The 15,126-nt window shown below is 63.7% G+C and carries 14 protein-coding genes; 6 read left to right on the top strand and 8 right to left on the bottom strand.

The annotated features are described in order from the left end of the window. Window positions 1–32: 32 nt before the first annotated feature. The 5 genes from G7016_RS12290 to deoC form a co-directional block, all read right to left on the bottom strand. Window positions 33–653, bottom strand: coding sequence for a 2-dehydro-3-deoxy-6-phosphogalactonate aldolase (locus G7016_RS12290; RefSeq protein WP_181114591.1), 621 nt, complete (start codon window positions 651–653; stop codon window positions 33–35). Window positions 654–672: 19 nt separating this feature from the next. Continuing rightward, window positions 673–1,614, bottom strand: coding sequence for a 2-dehydro-3-deoxygalactonokinase (locus G7016_RS12295; protein ID WP_181114479.1), 942 nt, complete (start codon window positions 1,612–1,614; stop codon window positions 673–675). Window positions 1,615–1,769: 155 nt separating this feature from the next. Beyond that, window positions 1,770–2,663 (bottom strand): 1-aminocyclopropane-1-carboxylate deaminase/D-cysteine desulfhydrase, encoded by an 894-nt coding sequence (locus G7016_RS12300; RefSeq protein WP_181114482.1) that lies wholly within the window; start codon window positions 2,661–2,663, stop codon window positions 1,770–1,772. Continuing rightward, window positions 2,663–4,699 carry an NADPH-dependent 2,4-dienoyl-CoA reductase gene (locus G7016_RS12305; RefSeq protein WP_181114484.1) on the bottom strand — a complete coding sequence of 679 codons (2,037 nt, stop codon included), beginning with the start codon at window positions 4,697–4,699 and terminating at the stop codon, window positions 2,663–2,665. Before G7016_RS12305 ends, G7016_RS12300 begins: the two co-directional genes overlap by 1 nt. A 150-nt stretch (window positions 4,700–4,849) precedes the next feature. Beyond that, a complete protein-coding gene (deoC, locus tag G7016_RS12310; RefSeq protein WP_181114487.1) occupies window positions 4,850–5,530 on the bottom strand; it encodes a deoxyribose-phosphate aldolase in 681 nt (226 codons plus the stop codon). 95 nt (window positions 5,531–5,625) lie between these two features. On the opposite strand from deoC, the gene deoR reads away from it, so the two are divergent. Beyond that, the gene (deoR, locus tag G7016_RS12315; protein WP_181114490.1) at window positions 5,626–6,390 is read left to right on the top strand and encodes a DNA-binding transcriptional repressor DeoR; all 765 of its coding nucleotides are present in this window, start codon (window positions 5,626–5,628) and stop codon (window positions 6,388–6,390) included. Between the two features lie 4 nt (window positions 6,391–6,394). Here deoR and G7016_RS12320 read toward each other — a convergent pair whose 3' ends face one another. Genes G7016_RS12320 through rbsK form a run of 3 tightly spaced genes read right to left on the bottom strand, consistent with a single transcriptional unit; the run spans window position 6,395 to window position 9,784 of the window. Continuing rightward, on the bottom strand, window positions 6,395–7,462 hold the full coding sequence (locus G7016_RS12320; protein WP_181114492.1) for an aldose 1-epimerase family protein: 1,068 nt from the start codon (window positions 7,460–7,462) through the stop codon (window positions 6,395–6,397). After that, complete coding sequence (gene fucP, locus G7016_RS12325) at window positions 7,459–8,811, bottom strand: L-fucose:H+ symporter permease (RefSeq protein ID WP_181114494.1); 1,353 nt, start codon at window positions 8,809–8,811, stop codon at window positions 7,459–7,461. Before fucP ends, G7016_RS12320 begins: the two co-directional genes overlap by 4 nt. Window positions 8,812–8,857: 46 nt before the next feature. Further along, a complete protein-coding gene (gene rbsK / locus G7016_RS12330; RefSeq protein WP_181114496.1) occupies window positions 8,858–9,784 on the bottom strand; it encodes a ribokinase in 927 nt (308 codons plus the stop codon). Between the two features lie 269 nt (window positions 9,785–10,053). Here rbsK and G7016_RS12335 point away from each other — a divergent pair, with 269 nt between their 5' ends. The 5 genes from G7016_RS12335 to ddpC all read left to right on the top strand — a co-directional run bounded on the left by G7016_RS12335 (window position 10,054) and on the right by ddpC (window position 15,126). Further along, window positions 10,054–10,902, top strand: a complete 849-nt coding sequence (locus tag G7016_RS12335) for a MurR/RpiR family transcriptional regulator (protein WP_181114498.1) — start codon at window positions 10,054–10,056, stop codon at window positions 10,900–10,902. Window positions 10,903–10,943: 41 nt separating this feature from the next. After that, window positions 10,944–11,519 carry a D-alanyl-D-alanine dipeptidase gene (ddpX, locus tag G7016_RS12340; protein ID WP_308812159.1) on the top strand — a complete coding sequence of 192 codons (576 nt, stop codon included), beginning with the start codon at window positions 10,944–10,946 and terminating at the stop codon, window positions 11,517–11,519. A gap of 106 nt (window positions 11,520–11,625) precedes the next feature. Further along, window positions 11,626–13,191 (top strand): ABC transporter substrate-binding protein, encoded by a 1,566-nt coding sequence (locus tag G7016_RS12345; RefSeq protein WP_181114500.1) that lies wholly within the window; start codon window positions 11,626–11,628, stop codon window positions 13,189–13,191. 42 nt (window positions 13,192–13,233) lie between these two features. Continuing rightward, on the top strand, window positions 13,234–14,250 hold the full coding sequence (locus G7016_RS12350) for an ABC transporter permease (protein ID WP_181114502.1): 1,017 nt from the start codon (window positions 13,234–13,236) through the stop codon (window positions 14,248–14,250). Further along, window positions 14,251–15,126 (top strand): D,D-dipeptide ABC transporter permease, encoded by an 876-nt coding sequence (ddpC, locus tag G7016_RS12355; protein ID WP_181114504.1) that lies wholly within the window; start codon window positions 14,251–14,253, stop codon window positions 15,124–15,126.

The raw sequence follows: 15,126 nt of genomic DNA on the forward strand, positions 1-15,126 counted from the left end.
CTTTTGTCGATGGAAGTTGAATACGGCCCGGCTCAGCGGGCCTGCTGCCAGCCCTGCATGTAGGCATCGGCCCGGCTGCGCACTTGCGCCGCGCTCAGGCCAGGCTTGAACAGCCCCGAGCCCAGCCCGAAGCCGGCAACCCCGGCGTCCAGGAACGGCCCCATGTTGGTAGGCGTGATGCCGCCGACCGGCACCAGCGGCGTGCCCTTGGGCAGCACCGCCAGCAGCGCTTTCACAACCGCAGGCGTGATGGCTTCGGCGGGGAACAGCTTGAGCGCATCGGCGCCCTCCTCCAGCGCGGCAAACGCCTCGGTGGGCGTGACCACGCCGGGCGCCAGTTGCAGCCCGGCGGCCTTGGCGGCGCGCAGCACCTTGACATCGCTGTGAGGCATCACGATCAGCTCGCCGCCGGCGTCCTGTACTTCGAGCACGTTACGCTCGGTAAGCACCGTGCCAGCGCCGATCAGGCAATCGGCCGGCAGGCCATCGCGCAGCGTGCGAATGCTGCGCAGAGGCTCGGGGGAGTTGAGCGGCACCTCGATCACCCGCAAGCCGCTGGCATAGAGTTGCTGGCCAATCTCCAGCACCTCTTCAGGGCGCACGCCCCGCAGGATCGCAATCAGGCCGCTGGCGGCCATGGCATCTTTGAGCAACATGGAAAGCTCCTTAAGGTCAGGGGTGAACCAGGCCAGCCGCCACGGCCAACAACCACAAGCCACGCTCGGTGGCTTGGGCGGCGGTGTGCACGTTAGCGAGGCCAGCGGCGCTCAACGCGCGCTCATAGCGCTGGCACAGCTGGCCATTGCCTATCAGTACGATGCGAGGCACGCCCTGGCCGGAGGCGAAGGTGGCGGTCAGGCTGGCGATTTCATGGCCGATCATCAGGCCAGAGACGTAGTCGGGTTGGTCAGTCGGCGCCAAGGCGCCGGTAAGGCTTAGGGTACGGGCGCTGAACAACGTTGCCAGAGGGCCCAGCGCACCGTCGCCGCTCAAGGCCACCGCCACGCCACGGTCGAACGCCTCGGCACGGAAGCTCTCCGGGCGTTGCTGGGTGCGGCCAAGGATGGTGTGCGCGCACACGGCGGCATAAATCTCGCCGGTCATGAAGGTGTCGAAGTGGCGAATACAGCCTTCCTCGCTTCGCACCCATTTGCTGTGGGTGCCGGGCAGGCCGATCAGCAAGGGTTGGGTCCAAGCTTGCGCATCAAGGCTATCGAGCAGGCCGAACACCTGGGTTTCCTCGCCGCGCATCACGTTGGGCAGGCGGCCGTTCTGCAGCACGCCCGGAATGATATGCAAGGTGTGGCCATCATCGAGTGGCAAACTGAGCAGGCTTCGCGCAACCTCAGCGGCCCCGGCCGGGGCGGGGCAATAAGGCGCTTCACGCCAGCCTTGGGCGCTGCCGATCATGCCGCAGGCAATCAGCGGCAGGCCAGGCTCATCGGCCCGCCAGTCGCCACAGGCTTCATCCAGCGCCTGGTCGAAGCGCTGCTCCGCTACCTGCATGATCCCCAGCGCCAGTTCGCGCGTTTCCAGTACCTGGCCGTTATCGCCAAGGCGGTAGGCCCGCAATGAAGAAGTGCCCCAGTCCAGCCCGATCAGTCGTGCCTGCATCGCCTCACCTGTTGTTGTTGTGTGAGCGGTTAGAGGGCCTGACTATAACGCCGTTCCGAGAATTATCTCAATATGTAAATGCTCATCCCATATTGTGGGACCAAACGAACGAATCGGCTCCGCGCGAGCGGGTTTACCAGCCAACAGGATTCAGATCAGAGCGAAGGGAAACCGCGGCGGCCCTGAAGGCCCCCGGTGTGCACGAAGACCAGTCGGGTGCCGGGTGCTACGCCGCCCGCGAGTACATAGGCCTGCAGGGCCAGCAGCGCCTTGGCGGTATAAAGGGGCTCGAGCGGCAAGCCGGTGTGGGCTTCGGTTGCCTTGAGGAAGTCGATCAGCGCGGCATCGACCTTGCCAAAGCCACCGCGGCTGGCGTCATGCCACTGAACCCGGGCGTGAGGCGCCAGCTTGCTGACATTGGCCTCTGCACCCTGCCCGGCAGGTACCGCCAGCGCGCCATGCACCAGCCGATGGCCAGCCTCGGCCTGAGCCAGGCCTGCCACCGTGGTACCGGTGCCCGCGGCGAGCCACCAGGCATCGAAGCTGTTCCACCCCAGCGCAGCCAGGCCGGGTTCGACCAGCTCGAGCAACACCATGCACCCGCGCATGCCCTGCTCGCAGGCACCGCCTTCGGGTATAGCGAGAAAGCCGGGGTATTGGGCCAACCATGGCGCCCAAAAACCTGGCTGATGGCGCGCTCGATAGCCGCCATATCCCAGCCAATGCAAGACCATACCCATGGCTTGCAGGTCATCGGTGGTTGCGGTTCGCTGTGGCTCGCCGCGCAGCAGGCCCACGGTTGCAAGCCCTTCGCGATAGCCCGCGGCGGCCAATGCGTGCAGGTGGTTGGACCAAGGCCCGCCCAGGCTGACGAGCCCTGGCGCGCCTTGCTGCCGCGCGAGCTCAAGCCACGGGCGCAGCTTGAACCACTTGTTGCCACTGACCAGTGGATCGATGAGGTCCAGGCGCAGCACCCCCACCTCTACCCCGGCCGCTTCCAGCCACGGCAGGCGCAGCGGCTGGAGCGGCGGCGCAACGCCTTCCAGCATTACAAGGCAGCCGCCAGGCGCGAGCCCTGGTTGATGGCGCGCTTGGCGTCCAGTTCGGCAGCCACGTCAGCGCCGCCGATCAGGTGCACCGCCACGCCGGCATCGCGCAGCCCTTGTTCCAGCTCGCGCAGCGGGTCCTGCCCGGCGCACACCACCACGTTATCCACCGGCAGCAACTGCGGCTCGCCGTCGCCAACGCGAATGTGCAGGCCCTGATCGTCTACTTTCAGGTATTCCACCGAATTGAGCATTTGCACCCGCTTGCTCTTCAGGCCTGCGCGGTGAATCCAGCCTGTGGTCTTGCCCAAGCCATCGCCTACCTTGGTGGCTTTGCGTTGCAGCAGCCATACCTGGCGCGCTGGCGGGCTTACTTCGCCGCGAACCCCGGCCACACCGCCACGGGCTTCCAACGCCGGGTCGATGCCCCACTCACGCCAGAACGCATCCGGGTTCAGGCTGCTTACCGTACCTTGGTGCACCAGGAATTCGCTTACATCGAAGCCGATACCGCCCGCGCCGATGACCGCGACCCGCTCGCCCACGGAGCGGCGCCCCAGCAGCACGTCCAGGTACGTGAGCACCATGGGATGATCGATACCGGCAATCGGCGGGATACGCGGCACGATGCCCGTCGCCAGGATCACTTCATCGAAGCCGCCCTCCACCAGCTCAGCCACGCCCACCCGCTGGCCCAGCCGAACATTTACGCCGGTGGTGGCTAGCTTGCGGCCGAAGTAACGCAGGGTTTCGTTGAATTCTTCCTTGCCCGGAATGCGCTTGGCCACGTTGAACTGGCCGCCGATCTCGCTGGCGCTGTCGAACAAGGTCACCGCATGGCCGCGCTCGGCCGCAACGGTCGCCGCCGCCAGGCCGGCCGGGCCGGCGCCAACGACTGCCACCCGGCGCTGGGTTTGGGTGGGCAGGTAGAGCAGCTCGGTTTCATGGCACGCGCGCGGGTTCACCAGGCAACTGGTGAGCTTGCCTGCGAAGGTGTGGTCCAGGCAGGCCTGGTTGCAGGCGATGCAGGTGTTGATTTCATCTGCCTTGCCCTCGGCCGCCTTGGCGACAAAGGCCGGGTCTGCAAGGAACGGCCTGGCCATCGAGACCATGTCCGCATTGCCTTCGGCCAGGATCTGCTCGGCCACCTCAGGCGTATTGATGCGGTTGGTGGTGATGAGTGGCACCTTCACCGCGCCGCGCAGCTTGGCGGTGACCCGGGCGAAGGCCGCACGCGGCACCTTGGTGGCAATGGTGGGGATACGCGCTTCGTGCCAGCCGATGCCGGTGTTGATCAGCGTGGCACCGGCCGCCTCTACGGCCTTGGCCAGCTGCACCACTTCGCTCCAGTCACTGCCGCCTTCGATCAGGTCCAGCATGGACAGCCGGAAGATAATAATGAACCGCTCGCCAACGGCTTCGCGAACCCGGCGCACGATGTCTACCGCCAGGCGCATGCGGTTCTCGTAGCTGCCGCCCCAGCGGTCGGTGCGGTGGTTGGTCCAGGCCACCAGGAACTGATTGATGAAGTAGCCTTCGGAGCCCATGATTTCGACGCCGTCGTAACCGGCCTGCTGGGCCAGCCGGGCACAGTTCACAAAGTCGGCGATCTGCTTCTCGATACCCGCCTCGTCCAGCTCGTGGGGCTTGAACGGGTTGATCGGCGCCTGGATAGCGCTGGGCGCTACCAGGCTGGGGCTATAAGCATAGCGGCCGGCATGGAGAATCTGAAGGCAGATCTTGCCGCCTTCGGCGTGCACCGCCTCGGTCACTAGATGGTGGCGCTCGGCCTCTTCGGGCGTGCTCAGCTTGGCGGCGCCCTTGTATACGCCGCCCTCAGGGTTGGGTGCGATACCACCGGTGACCATCAACCCGACACCGCCGCGGGCGCGCTCGGCGAAGTAAGCCGCCATCCGCTCGAAGCCTCCCGCCACTTCCTCAAGGCCCGTGTGCATGGAGCCCATCAGGGTACGGTTACGCAGGGAGGTAAAGCCCAGGTCCAGCGGGGCGAGCAGGTGCGGATAGGGTTGGGTGGTCATGGTTCACTCCAGCATCAGGAAACCGCGGCAGCTCAACACGGCGCCTACGGCAATGATGCGACAGTAAAGACCACGGGGCTGGGGCTCAATGACCTGAAATGACAAGTCATTGATCGGATCGCGCACCCCTCCCCGCCAGCAGGAACGGTATCAGTAGCTGCTGTGGCCTGTTCCGCCCGTTACGATCGCAATACCGGAGCTTGTGCCCAGCCGGGTCGCACCCGCCTCGATCATCGCCAGCGCCGTCGCCGCATCACGAACGCCGCCCGAGGCCTTCACCCCAATGTCGGGGCCTACAACCCTGCGCATCAGGGCTACGTCTTCCAGCGTGGCGCCACTGCGGCTAAAGCCTGTAGACGTTTTTACGAAGGCTACGCCCAGGTCACGGCAGATCTCGCACGCGCGCACCTTTTGCGCTTCGTCCAGCAGGCAGGTTTCCAGGATGACTTTCAGCGGAATATTGCCACAGGCTTCACTCACCGCCGCGATATCGTCGCGCACTGCGTCGAACAGCCCGTCCTTGAGCCAGGCGATGTTAAGCACCATGTCGATCTCGCCTGCGCCCGCCGCGATGGCTTGAGCCGCCTCGAAGGCTTTGCTGGCGGTCAGCGTAGCGCCCAACGGGAAGCCCACCACGGCGCATACTTTCACATCGGCGCTTTCCAGGCATTGCGCGGCGTAAGGCACATTGCCTGGGTTTACGCACACCGAATAGAAGCCATGAGTTCGGGCTTCGTCGCAAAGTGTGGCAATCTGCGCACGGCTGGCATCGGCTGCCAGCAAGGTGTGGTCGATCATCTTGGCCAATGCCGCGGAAGAGCGCTGGGTCATCACGGGTTCCTGTTTCAAGGCGATGCGTATCGCGTTATTTAAATAACATAAAGTGTTAGCATTACAACACAATTGACGTATGGCTGGAATGCTCGATGGACGTTAAAAAAGCTGACCGGATCAAGCTGATCCAGCAGGCCCTGCAAGATCAGAAAGCCATTCACCTGCGTGAAATGGCAGCCCTGCTCGAGGTGTCGGAAATGACCCTGCGCCGGGACCTCGGCCGTCATCCCGATCAACTGCGCCTGCTCGGCGGCTATATCACGCGGGCGCATGACGACCCCGAGCCCGGCGACTACCGGGTAACCGAACAAGGCACCCGCCATGTGGAAGAAAAGCGGCGGATCGGCAAACTCGCGGCCCAATTCATTCAGCCCGGGGATACCGTGTTCTTCGACTGCGGCACTACGGTGCCTTTCGTCATCGACTTCATCGCCGATGACCTTCCGTTTACGGCGGTGTGCAACTCGCTCAACGTGTTGCTCAAGCTCCAGCAAAAGCCCAAGTGCAACATCGTGTTGTGCGGCGGCACCCTGCACCGCGAAAACCAGGTGTTCGAAAGCACGGCCGAGGCCAGCATTCTTGACGAGCTTCGGCTGAGCTGGGCCTTCGTCTCGGCAGCCGGCGTAAGCCTTGACCTGGGGGTGACCTGCTTCAACCTGCATGAGGTAGCAGTCAAGCAGCAGGTGATGCGGCAAGCGCGCCAATCCATGCTGCTGGCCGACCACTCCAAGTTCGACGCCGTGCGTACCGCGCATTTCGGCGCGCTGAGCGACTTCCACTGCGTAGTCAGCGACAAGAAAATCCCCCGCGCCTACCGCGACGCTATCGAGGCCAGCGGCGCGCAATTGGTGACCTGACTGCTCAGGGCTGCAGGGCCTGCCGCTCACTGGGGCTGAGGTAGCCGGTGAGCAGGCTGAAGCTGGCCAATTCGCCCGGCGCCAGGCTGCGCACATTTCCCCTGGTCCGCTCGGCCAGGTAGCCCTCAGGCTCACAGGTCGCCGGCAGGACGAACGCCGCCACTTGCTGGTCGGCGTTGTGCAACACCCAGCGGGCCGCATGGCTGAACTGCTCAGGGCTGTAGCGGGTATAAAAGGCCGCACCGTCGGGGTGCTCCAGGAAGAAATGCGCCTGCCCCTGTTCGTCGGTGCCTACGCCGTCGAAGAAGCTGACGATCTCCGGGTCGTACACGCCGGGGGAATCGAGCATGTGAAGCCTTGAAGGGTCTTCGGTAAGCGTGGCCATGTACGCCGTCCAGTCCGCGGTGGGCCGTACATGGGCCGGCACGCTGGCGCGCATGCGTTGGCCCTGATAACCACGGGGCTGACTGAAGCGCCCACCCGCCACGTAGGCATAGTTCATATGGGCCATGTACATGAGGTCCATCGGTTTGCCGGCGCGGTTGAGTACCTGCATGCCGATCTCGAACAACCCGCTGTCGGGCCGCAACGTGACGCTGGGGCTGGCGCGGTAGCGATCACCGAACCCCTGCACATACTCGTAATCACCTGTCAGCCGCAGGTAAGCGCCCTGCTCGTCTTCACCTACCTCCAACCAAGCGCGGTCCATGGGCGCACAGGGCATTTCGCCATGCAGCGGATGATCGTCCTCAGGCGTGGGGCAGCCATTGCGCAGCAGCCCGGCGTGGAACATGAAACACCCATAGGTGCCCAGGATGGTGGCCGTGGGCCGCGGCTGTTCGAACAGGTTGCGCATGGTCAGGTTATGGCCGTCGAACTCGGCGGCCCAGATCATTTGGCCTTGCCATGGCAATACCACCAGCCGGCCCCGAGCGTTTTCCAGCGACAAGGCCTTCACGCCGCTGGGGTAAGTCCAGGCGTGGGCGCTGAAACCCTCGGCTTCCAGCACCGGCCGGGCGGCGTCGCCCCAGGTGTGTTGATACAGCGGCAGGCGTAGGGCAAGGCGGCTCATTGCGCCACCGCCGTCGCCGCGCTGGCGACCTGAACCGTGGGCTGGCGCAGGCAACGCATGGCATAGGCCACGATGACCACGAAGCACAGCAGCGGCACGCTGTAGGCGATCTGCATGTTGCCCCCGTTGGCATCGCTTAGCAGGCCCTGGAAGATAGGGATCACACCCCCACCGACGATGCTCATGACCAGCAGCGACCCGCCCACCCCGGTGTCCTCACCCAGGCCGTCGATGGTCAGGCCATAGATGGTCGGCCAGCACGGCCCCAGGAAGATGCTCACACCCACGGCGGCGTACACCGCTGTGATGTTCGGCACCAGAATGGTGTAGGCCAGCAGCACAATGCACAGCACGCCGTAGATGGCCAGCACCCTGGCCGGGTGCATTTTGCGCATCAGCAGGTTGGCAATCATCTTGCCCACGAAGTACGCGGCGAAGGTGGTGAGCAGGAACCACGACGCGCTTCGCTCGTTCATGCCGCCCATTTGCATGGCCAGGCGAATGGTGAAACTCCACACCCCTACCTGAGCGCCTACATACAGGAACTGCGCGAGCACCCCGAAGCAGAAACGCGGATTGCGCCGCAGCCGTGCCAGGCTTTGCCCGATAGTGGCCTTGCCGGCACCGGTTGTGCGCTTGTCGGCGGTGTGGCTGCGGTTGCCTTTGCAGGCCGGGAAACGGGTGATTGCGATCAGCACGAACATCAAGGCCAATACGGCGATCATCCACTGGTACGGCAGCAGCGTGGACTGGATCATCTGCAGTTGCTGTGCGGCGGCATCGGCAGCCGACATTTGCGCGAGCTGTTCACGCGTGGCGTCGGTGTCCTTGAACATCACGAAGCTGCCCACGTATACGCCGGCCATGGCGCCGAACGGGTGGAACGTCTGGGAGATGTTCAAGCGGCGAGTGCCCGATTCGCGTGGCCCCATCAACGTGGAGTAGGTATTGCTCGCGGTTTCCAGAAACGACAGCCCTGCCGCGATCACGAACAGCGCCAGCAGGAACATGCCGTACTTGGCCATGGACGCCGCGGGGAAGAACAGCGAACAGCCGAGCATGTACAGCACCAGGCCTACCAGGATGGTGGTTTTGTAGCTGAACCTGCGTACCACCAGGGCTGCGGGTATGGCGACGAAGAAGTAGCCGAGGTAGAACGCCGACTGCACGAACGCGGTCTGGAAATCACTGAGCAGAAACGCTTTCTTGAAGTGGGCGATCAGCACGTCGTTCATGCTGGCCGCTGCCGCCCAGAGGGCGAAGATGCAGCACAGCAGAAAGAAGGCGAACCAGGGCGTACGGTTCAGGTAGAACCCGTCCGGTGAAGGTTGCAACGCAGGCTTGTTCATTATTGTTCTCCGCGAAGTAGCACGTGGGTTGGAAAGGCGGTTCAGGTCAGGCGCCAAGCGCAGCGGCGAAGCGCGCGAAACTCTCTGCGTCAGGGTAGGAAGACTGAGTGCCCAGGCCTGTAACGGAACAGGCGGAATAGGCCACCGCCTGGGTCATTGCCTTGCGGATATCGCCGTCGCGGCTCCAATGGTGGGCAAAGCAACCGATAAAGGCGTCCCCGGCACCGGAGGTGTCGCGCGCGTCCACGCAATGGCCCTGCACCCGCCATTCGCCTTCTTCGCCTACGTAAAGCGCGCCATGTTCACCCAGGGTTACGATCACGTGGCGTACGCCGTTGGCCATCAGCGCGCGGGCGGCGCGCGATGCAGCCTCCGGGCTGTCTACCGTTTGCCCGCTGAGCAACGCCAGTTCACTTTCATTGGGTACCAGAAAATCCAGCCTGGCCAGGTGCTCCGGGCTTAGCCCTGCCACCGCGGGCGCGGGGTTCAGCAGCACGGGGATGCCCAGGCGATGACCAACATCGATGGCGTGATAAACGCTGGCCAGTTCGATTTCCAGCTGCAACACGATCAGCGCGCATTCGCGCAACGCAGGCTCGGCACGGTCGATGTCGGCAGGGCTCAGATGAGCGTTGGCGCCTTTGACGATCAGAATGCTGTTGTGGGCGTTGTCCTGAACAAAGATGGGCGCAACGCCACTGGACACCCCAGGCACACGTTCCACAAAACGCGTATCGATGCCCAGGCGCTGAAAATTGGCCAGGGTGTTATCGGCAAAGGCATCGTCACCCACTTTGGTGACCATCAGCACATTGCCTCCCAGCAACGCCGAGGCCGCCGCCTGGTTGGCGCCCTTGCCTCCACATCCCATGGCGAAACGTGGCGCTTCCAGCGTTTCGCCCTGGGCAGGCATACGGTCGATGTAGGTCACCAGATCGACCATGTTGCTGCCGATGACTGCGATTTTTTTCATTGTTATGAGGCCTCACACGCCCCGGCAGGTGCCCGGGGCCATTCCAATTTGTGTTATTTAAATAACACTTTATGTGATTATTCAATCTTTATTTGCGCCTCGGCCTTAAACGGGCACGCCGAGGCACGGTGAGTTACGACAAAAACGACACCCTAAGCGCAGCCGCGACATCCCAGCCCGGCTCAACTTGTTCCACGCCGCTGGGCGATGTTAGTTTCAAAACATTGCTGCAAGGAATGTGATCTCGATAACCAAACCGGGACATCACTGTGACCCAAGCCAGCTTTTTCGAGACGTTGGAAGCCTCATTTGCCGAGCTCACCCCGACCGGAAAGCGCGTGGCGGGCTACCTGCTTGCCAATGCAGAAAAGCTGCCCTTCGAGACCGCCGACAGCATCGCCCAGCAAGCCGGCACCACCGGGATTTCGGTCGGGCGCGTGCTGCGTTCCCTGGGCTATCGCAACCTGGATGACGTAAAGCACAGCCTGCGAGAAGGCGGCGGTGATTGGCGCCTGGGCGACCGTTTGGGTGCCTTCCGCCAGCAACAGGGCCAGGAGGACGCGCTCGACCGCTCGCTGGCCTTGGAAAAGGTTGCGCTGGAAGCGGTGTATGCCCTCGCCCGTGGCCCCGCCTTCGCCAGCGCCGTGCAGCAGTTGCACAGCGCCGATGCGGTGTTCATCGCCGGCATTCAGACCACGCGTGGGGTAATGGGCAGCTTCCACAGCCTGCTCGAGTACATCCGCCCCCGGGCGTTCTATGTGGATGGCTTGTCGGGCACTTATGCCGACATGCTCAACGCCGGCTTCGAGCGCGCCTATATCGTGCTGGCGGACTTTCGCGCCTATTCCAGCGTAACCCGTACGTTATGCGAGGCGGCTAGCGAGGCCCGCATTCCATTTGCCCTGATTACCGATTACCACTGCCCCTGGGCCCGGGACTTTCCCGCCGACCTGCTGCAACTCAAACTCGACGTTGGCCAGTTCTGGGACTCGTTGGCCCCGCTGGCGGCGCTGCTCAACTTGCTGGTGTCGGCGGTCGCGGAACGTTATGGGGGCGCCCTGGATGATCGCCTTGCGCGCAACCGCCACCTGCAGCAACGCTTTGGCCAGTTCGAATGAACGCCGCCGCAACCCTTTCACTGATGAATAACGAGGCTTTTGTGGTCCATCCTGATCTTGTTCCCATCGACGCCGAAGGCTACGGGGTGAGCATCAACCTCGTATACGCCACGGCTGACAATTTGGCAGGCCGTGTCATTTATCAGGCCCCCGAATGCCTGCTGCACCGGGACGCCGCTGCCAGCCTGGTCAAGGCCAGCGAACTGGCACGGCTGGCAGGCTACCGGCTGCAGTTGCTGGATGCCTACCGCCCGCCCTATGCCCAACAATTGCTGTGGCGTGCCTTCCCTGACGGCGAATATGTGCGCGACCCTGCGTTGGGTTCGCATCACAGCCGTGGCGTAGCCGTGGATGTCACCCTGCTCGATGAACACGGCGTGGCGTTGGACATGGGCACCGGGTTCGACGACATGCGCGAGCTGTCGCACCCGTTCAACCCGCACCTTCCTGTTGCTGTTCAACGCAACCGCTTGCTGCTGCTGGGGATCATGATGGGTGCGGGTTTCGCTCCCATAGCCAGTGAGTGGTGGCATTTCGAATTACCCGCCGCGGAGCGCTATCCGCTCATTGACTATCACCACCTGAGCGAGGCCGCGCTGGCTGCTCTTCTGGCCTGACCCGCCCGTGACCGAGGCAAATGAACCCCGGCACCCACCTGCTCGTACCCGTTCGCTGAAAGCTGCCGAAATACCCAGAAAACCACCAAAAAATCGAGGAACCGGCATGTCTTACCTTTTGCGTAAATCGCTGTTCTCAACCTGTGGCATGGCGCTGCTTGGCGCGGCGCTGGGGCTTGGTGCGTGGCAACCGGCCAATGCCGCCGTGGCAGCCGACACCTTGATGATCGGCAAGCCCGCCGACCCGCAGACGCTGGACCCCGGGGTGACCTTCGACAACAACGACTGGACCGTGACCTACCCCGCCTACCAACGCCTGATGCGCTACAAAGTGGAGAACGGCAAAGGCAGCACCGAGGTGGAAGGCGACCTCGCCGCCAACTGGTCGGCTTCAGCGGATAACCTGGTGTGGACCTTCACCCTCAAGCCCGGCAACCATTTCGATGACGGTGCCGAGGTGAACGCCGCGGCGGTGAAATTCTCGGTCGAGCGGCTGATGAAGCTCAAGCAGGGCCCGTCGAGCATTTTCCCCGAAGACATGACCGTTGAGGCGGTGGACCCGCACACCGTACGTTTCACCCTCAAAAAACCCTTCGCACCGTTCCTCTTCGCCCTGGCCCACAATGGCGCCAGTGTCGTGAACCCTGCTGTGGCTACCCGCGAGAGCGACCCGAACGCCTGGCTGGCCGGCCACACGGCAGGCTCGGGTGCGTACCGCCTTGCCGCCTGGCAAAAGGGCCAGTCGCTGACACTGGAACCCAACCCGCACTATGCCGGCGCCGCCCCTACGCTGAAAAAAGTGGTGATCCGCATCATCGCCGAGCCTTCGGTGCGCCGCCTGCAACTTGAACAGGGCGACCTGGACATCATCGAGGACCTGCCGGAAGACCAGGTGGAAGCGCTGGCCAAGAAGCCAGGCTTCGTCACCACCGCCTACCCTTCCCTTCGGGTCACTTACCTCTACCTCAACAACAAGCGCGCCCCGCTGAATGACCCGAACGCCCGCAAGGCCATCGTCGATGCACTGGACTACCAAGGCATTGCCGAGGGTATCGCGATGGGCAAAGGCAAGCTGATGAACGGGCCGATCCCCGAAGGTATGTGGGGTTATGACGCCAGCCTGCCAGTGCCCAGGCAGAACCTTGAAGGCGCCCAGGCCGCCTTGGCCAAGGCGCCGAAGAAGATCAGCCAGCTGCAGTTCGTGTACTCCGACAAAGACCCGGCCTGGGAGCCCATCGGCCTCACGTTGCAGGCCGGCCTGGAAACCCTTGGCGTGCACCTGAACATGGAGAAACTGGCCAACGCTACCCTGCGCGAGCGCCTGGGCAGCGGTGACTTCGACGTGGCGATCGGCAACTGGAGCCCCGACTTCGCCGACCCCTACATGTTCATGAACTTCTGGTTCGACAGCACCAATGCGGGCCTGGCTGGTAACCGTTCCTTCTACAGCAACCCGAAAGTGGACGAGCTGGTGCGCCAGGCCGCCAGCCTCAGCGACGTGGAGCAGCGCAAGGCGCTGTACCAGCAGGCGCAGAAAATCGTGATCGGCGACAGTGCCTATGCCTACCTCTACCAGAAGGCCTACACCGTGCCCATGCGCGAGCAAGTGAAGGGGTATGTGTTCAACCCCATGCTCGAGCAGGTGTTCGACTTCACGGCGATGTCCAAGTAACAGCCTGCGGCGCCCGCAACGGTGCGCAAACATGAGGTAACCATGGGTTTTATGAACCTGCTGCGCAGGCAACTGACGGACATCCTGATCGTGGTGATCGGGGTGTCCGTGATCACCTTTATCATTTCGCACCTGATCCCTGGCGACCCGGCCCGGCTGATCGCGGGTGAACGCGCCAGTGACGAGATCGTCGCCAGCATCCGCCAACAATTGGGGCTGGACTTGCCGTTGTACCAGCAATACCTGCGGTACATGGGGGATCTGCTCCAGGGCGACCTGGGGCAGTCGATCCGCACTCACCGCCCCGTGCTGGAAGACCTGCAGCTATTCTTCCCGGCAACCCTGGAGCTGGCCATGGCCGCCATGCTGCTGTCCATTGCCGTGGGTGTGCCGCTTGGGGTGCTTTCGGCGGTGTACAACAACCGGGCGATCGACCACATCTCCCGCACGCTGGCCGTGGCCGGTATCTCCACGCCGGCTTTCTGGCTGGGGTTGGGGCTGATCGTGCTGTTCTACGGCCATCTCGGCTGGTTGCCCGGTGGCGGACGGTTGAGCCAGGGCGTGGAGGCACCGCCCACCGTCAGCGGTTTCTATCTGTTCGACAGCCTGCTGGCGGGCCAGTGGGCCACGTTCGTCGATGCCGCGCGGCATATGTTGCTGCCCACGGCCACGCTGGCTTTCGTCAACCTGGGCGTCATCACCCGGCAGATCCGTGGCGCCATGCTCGAACAGCTCGGCGAGGATTACATTCGCACTGCGCGCGCATACGGCCTCTCGCAAGCGACGGTGGTGTTGCGCCATGCCCTGCCCAATGCCTTGATCCCGTCCATCACCGTGGTGGGCCTGGCGCTCGGCGACCTGTTGTACGGCGCGGTGCTGACCGAAACCGTGTTTGCCTGGCCCGGCATGGGCGCCTACGTGGTCAAGTCCATCCAGGCGCTGGATTTCCCGGCAGTCATGGGCTTCGCCATCCTCGTGTCGTTTATCTACGTGCTGCTCAACCGGCTTATCGAGCTGCTGTACCGGCTGGCCGACCCCCGTATCGCCAAGGTGAAGTGAATGACCACAGCCATCGCAACGCCCAACCCCCTGCGCGAGCAGCTCGCCTGGCTGGCGTACCGGGTGGGCCGCAGCCCGCTGATGCTGGCCGGCCTGATCATCACCGTGCTGGTGCTCGTTTGCATCGTCGCCGCGCCCTGGCTCAGCCCCTATTCGCCCAACGCCTTGAAACTCACCGAACGGCTGCAGGCGCCCAGCGCGCTGCATTGGTTCGGCACCGACGAAGTGGGCCGGGACTTGTTCAGCCGGGTTATCTTCGGCGCCCGGCAATCGGTGGGCGTGGGCCTGTTCGTCGCGTTTTCCTCCTGTGCCATCGGGGGGGTGCTGGGCTGCTTTTCAGGGGTGATCGGCGGGGCATTCGACCGCGTGATCATGCGCATCATGGACATCATCCTTTCGGTGCCCTCGCTGGTGCTGATCATGGCGCTGGCCGCCGCGCTGGGCCCCAGCCTGTTCAACGCCATGCTTGCGATTACGCTGGTGCGCATTCCTTTCTATGTACGGCTGGCCCGGGGCCAGGCGCTGAGCATCCGGCAGATGGCCTACGTGCAGGCAGCGCAAACGTTCGGCGCAAGCCGCTGGCACCAGGTGCACTGGCACGTGGCGCGCAATGCGATGCCGCCGCTGCTGGTGCAGTTCAGCCTGGACATCGGCAACGCCATCCTCATGGCCTCGGCGCTGGGCTTCATTGGCCTGGGCGCTCAACCGCCCACCGCCGAATGGGGTGTGATGGTGGCCAGCGGGCGCAATTTCATTCTCGACCAGTGGTGGTACTCCACCTTCCCCGGCGTGGCGATCCTGATCACCGCGATCGGCTTCAACCTGCTCGGCGATGGGGTACGAGACCTGCTCGATCCACGGCAGAAGGGGAAATAG

The organism is Pseudomonas japonica, assembly GCF_013522925.1.
In the GTDB taxonomy this organism is placed as follows: domain Bacteria; phylum Pseudomonadota; class Gammaproteobacteria; order Pseudomonadales; family Pseudomonadaceae; genus Aquipseudomonas; species Aquipseudomonas japonica_A.

Excerpts from the sequence above, each read along its gene's own strand:
- G7016_RS12320 (WP_181114492.1), bottom strand. The coding sequence starts at position 7,462 with ATGAGCCGCCTTGCCCTACGCCTGCCGCTGTATCAACACACCTGGGGC.
- ddpC (WP_181114504.1), top strand. The coding sequence starts at position 14,251 with ATGACCACAGCCATCGCAACGCCCAACCCCCTGCGCGAGCAGCTCGCC.
- G7016_RS12305 (WP_181114484.1), bottom strand. The coding sequence starts at position 4,699 with ATGACCACCCAACCCTATCCGCACCTGCTCGCCCCGCTGGACCTGGGC.
- G7016_RS12350 (WP_181114502.1), top strand. The coding sequence starts at position 13,234 with ATGGGTTTTATGAACCTGCTGCGCAGGCAACTGACGGACATCCTGATC.
- deoR (WP_181114490.1), top strand. The coding sequence starts at position 5,626 with ATGGACGTTAAAAAAGCTGACCGGATCAAGCTGATCCAGCAGGCCCTG.
- rbsK (WP_181114496.1), bottom strand. The coding sequence starts at position 9,784 with ATGAAAAAAATCGCAGTCATCGGCAGCAACATGGTCGATCTGGTGACC.
- fucP (WP_181114494.1), bottom strand. The coding sequence starts at position 8,811 with ATGAACAAGCCTGCGTTGCAACCTTCACCGGACGGGTTCTACCTGAAC.
- G7016_RS12300 (WP_181114482.1), bottom strand. The coding sequence starts at position 2,663 with ATGCTGGAAGGCGTTGCGCCGCCGCTCCAGCCGCTGCGCCTGCCGTGG.
- G7016_RS12295 (WP_181114479.1), bottom strand. The coding sequence starts at position 1,614 with ATGCAGGCACGACTGATCGGGCTGGACTGGGGCACTTCTTCATTGCGG.
- G7016_RS12345 (WP_181114500.1), top strand. The coding sequence starts at position 11,626 with ATGTCTTACCTTTTGCGTAAATCGCTGTTCTCAACCTGTGGCATGGCG.
- deoC (WP_181114487.1), bottom strand. The coding sequence starts at position 5,530 with ATGACCCAGCGCTCTTCCGCGGCATTGGCCAAGATGATCGACCACACC.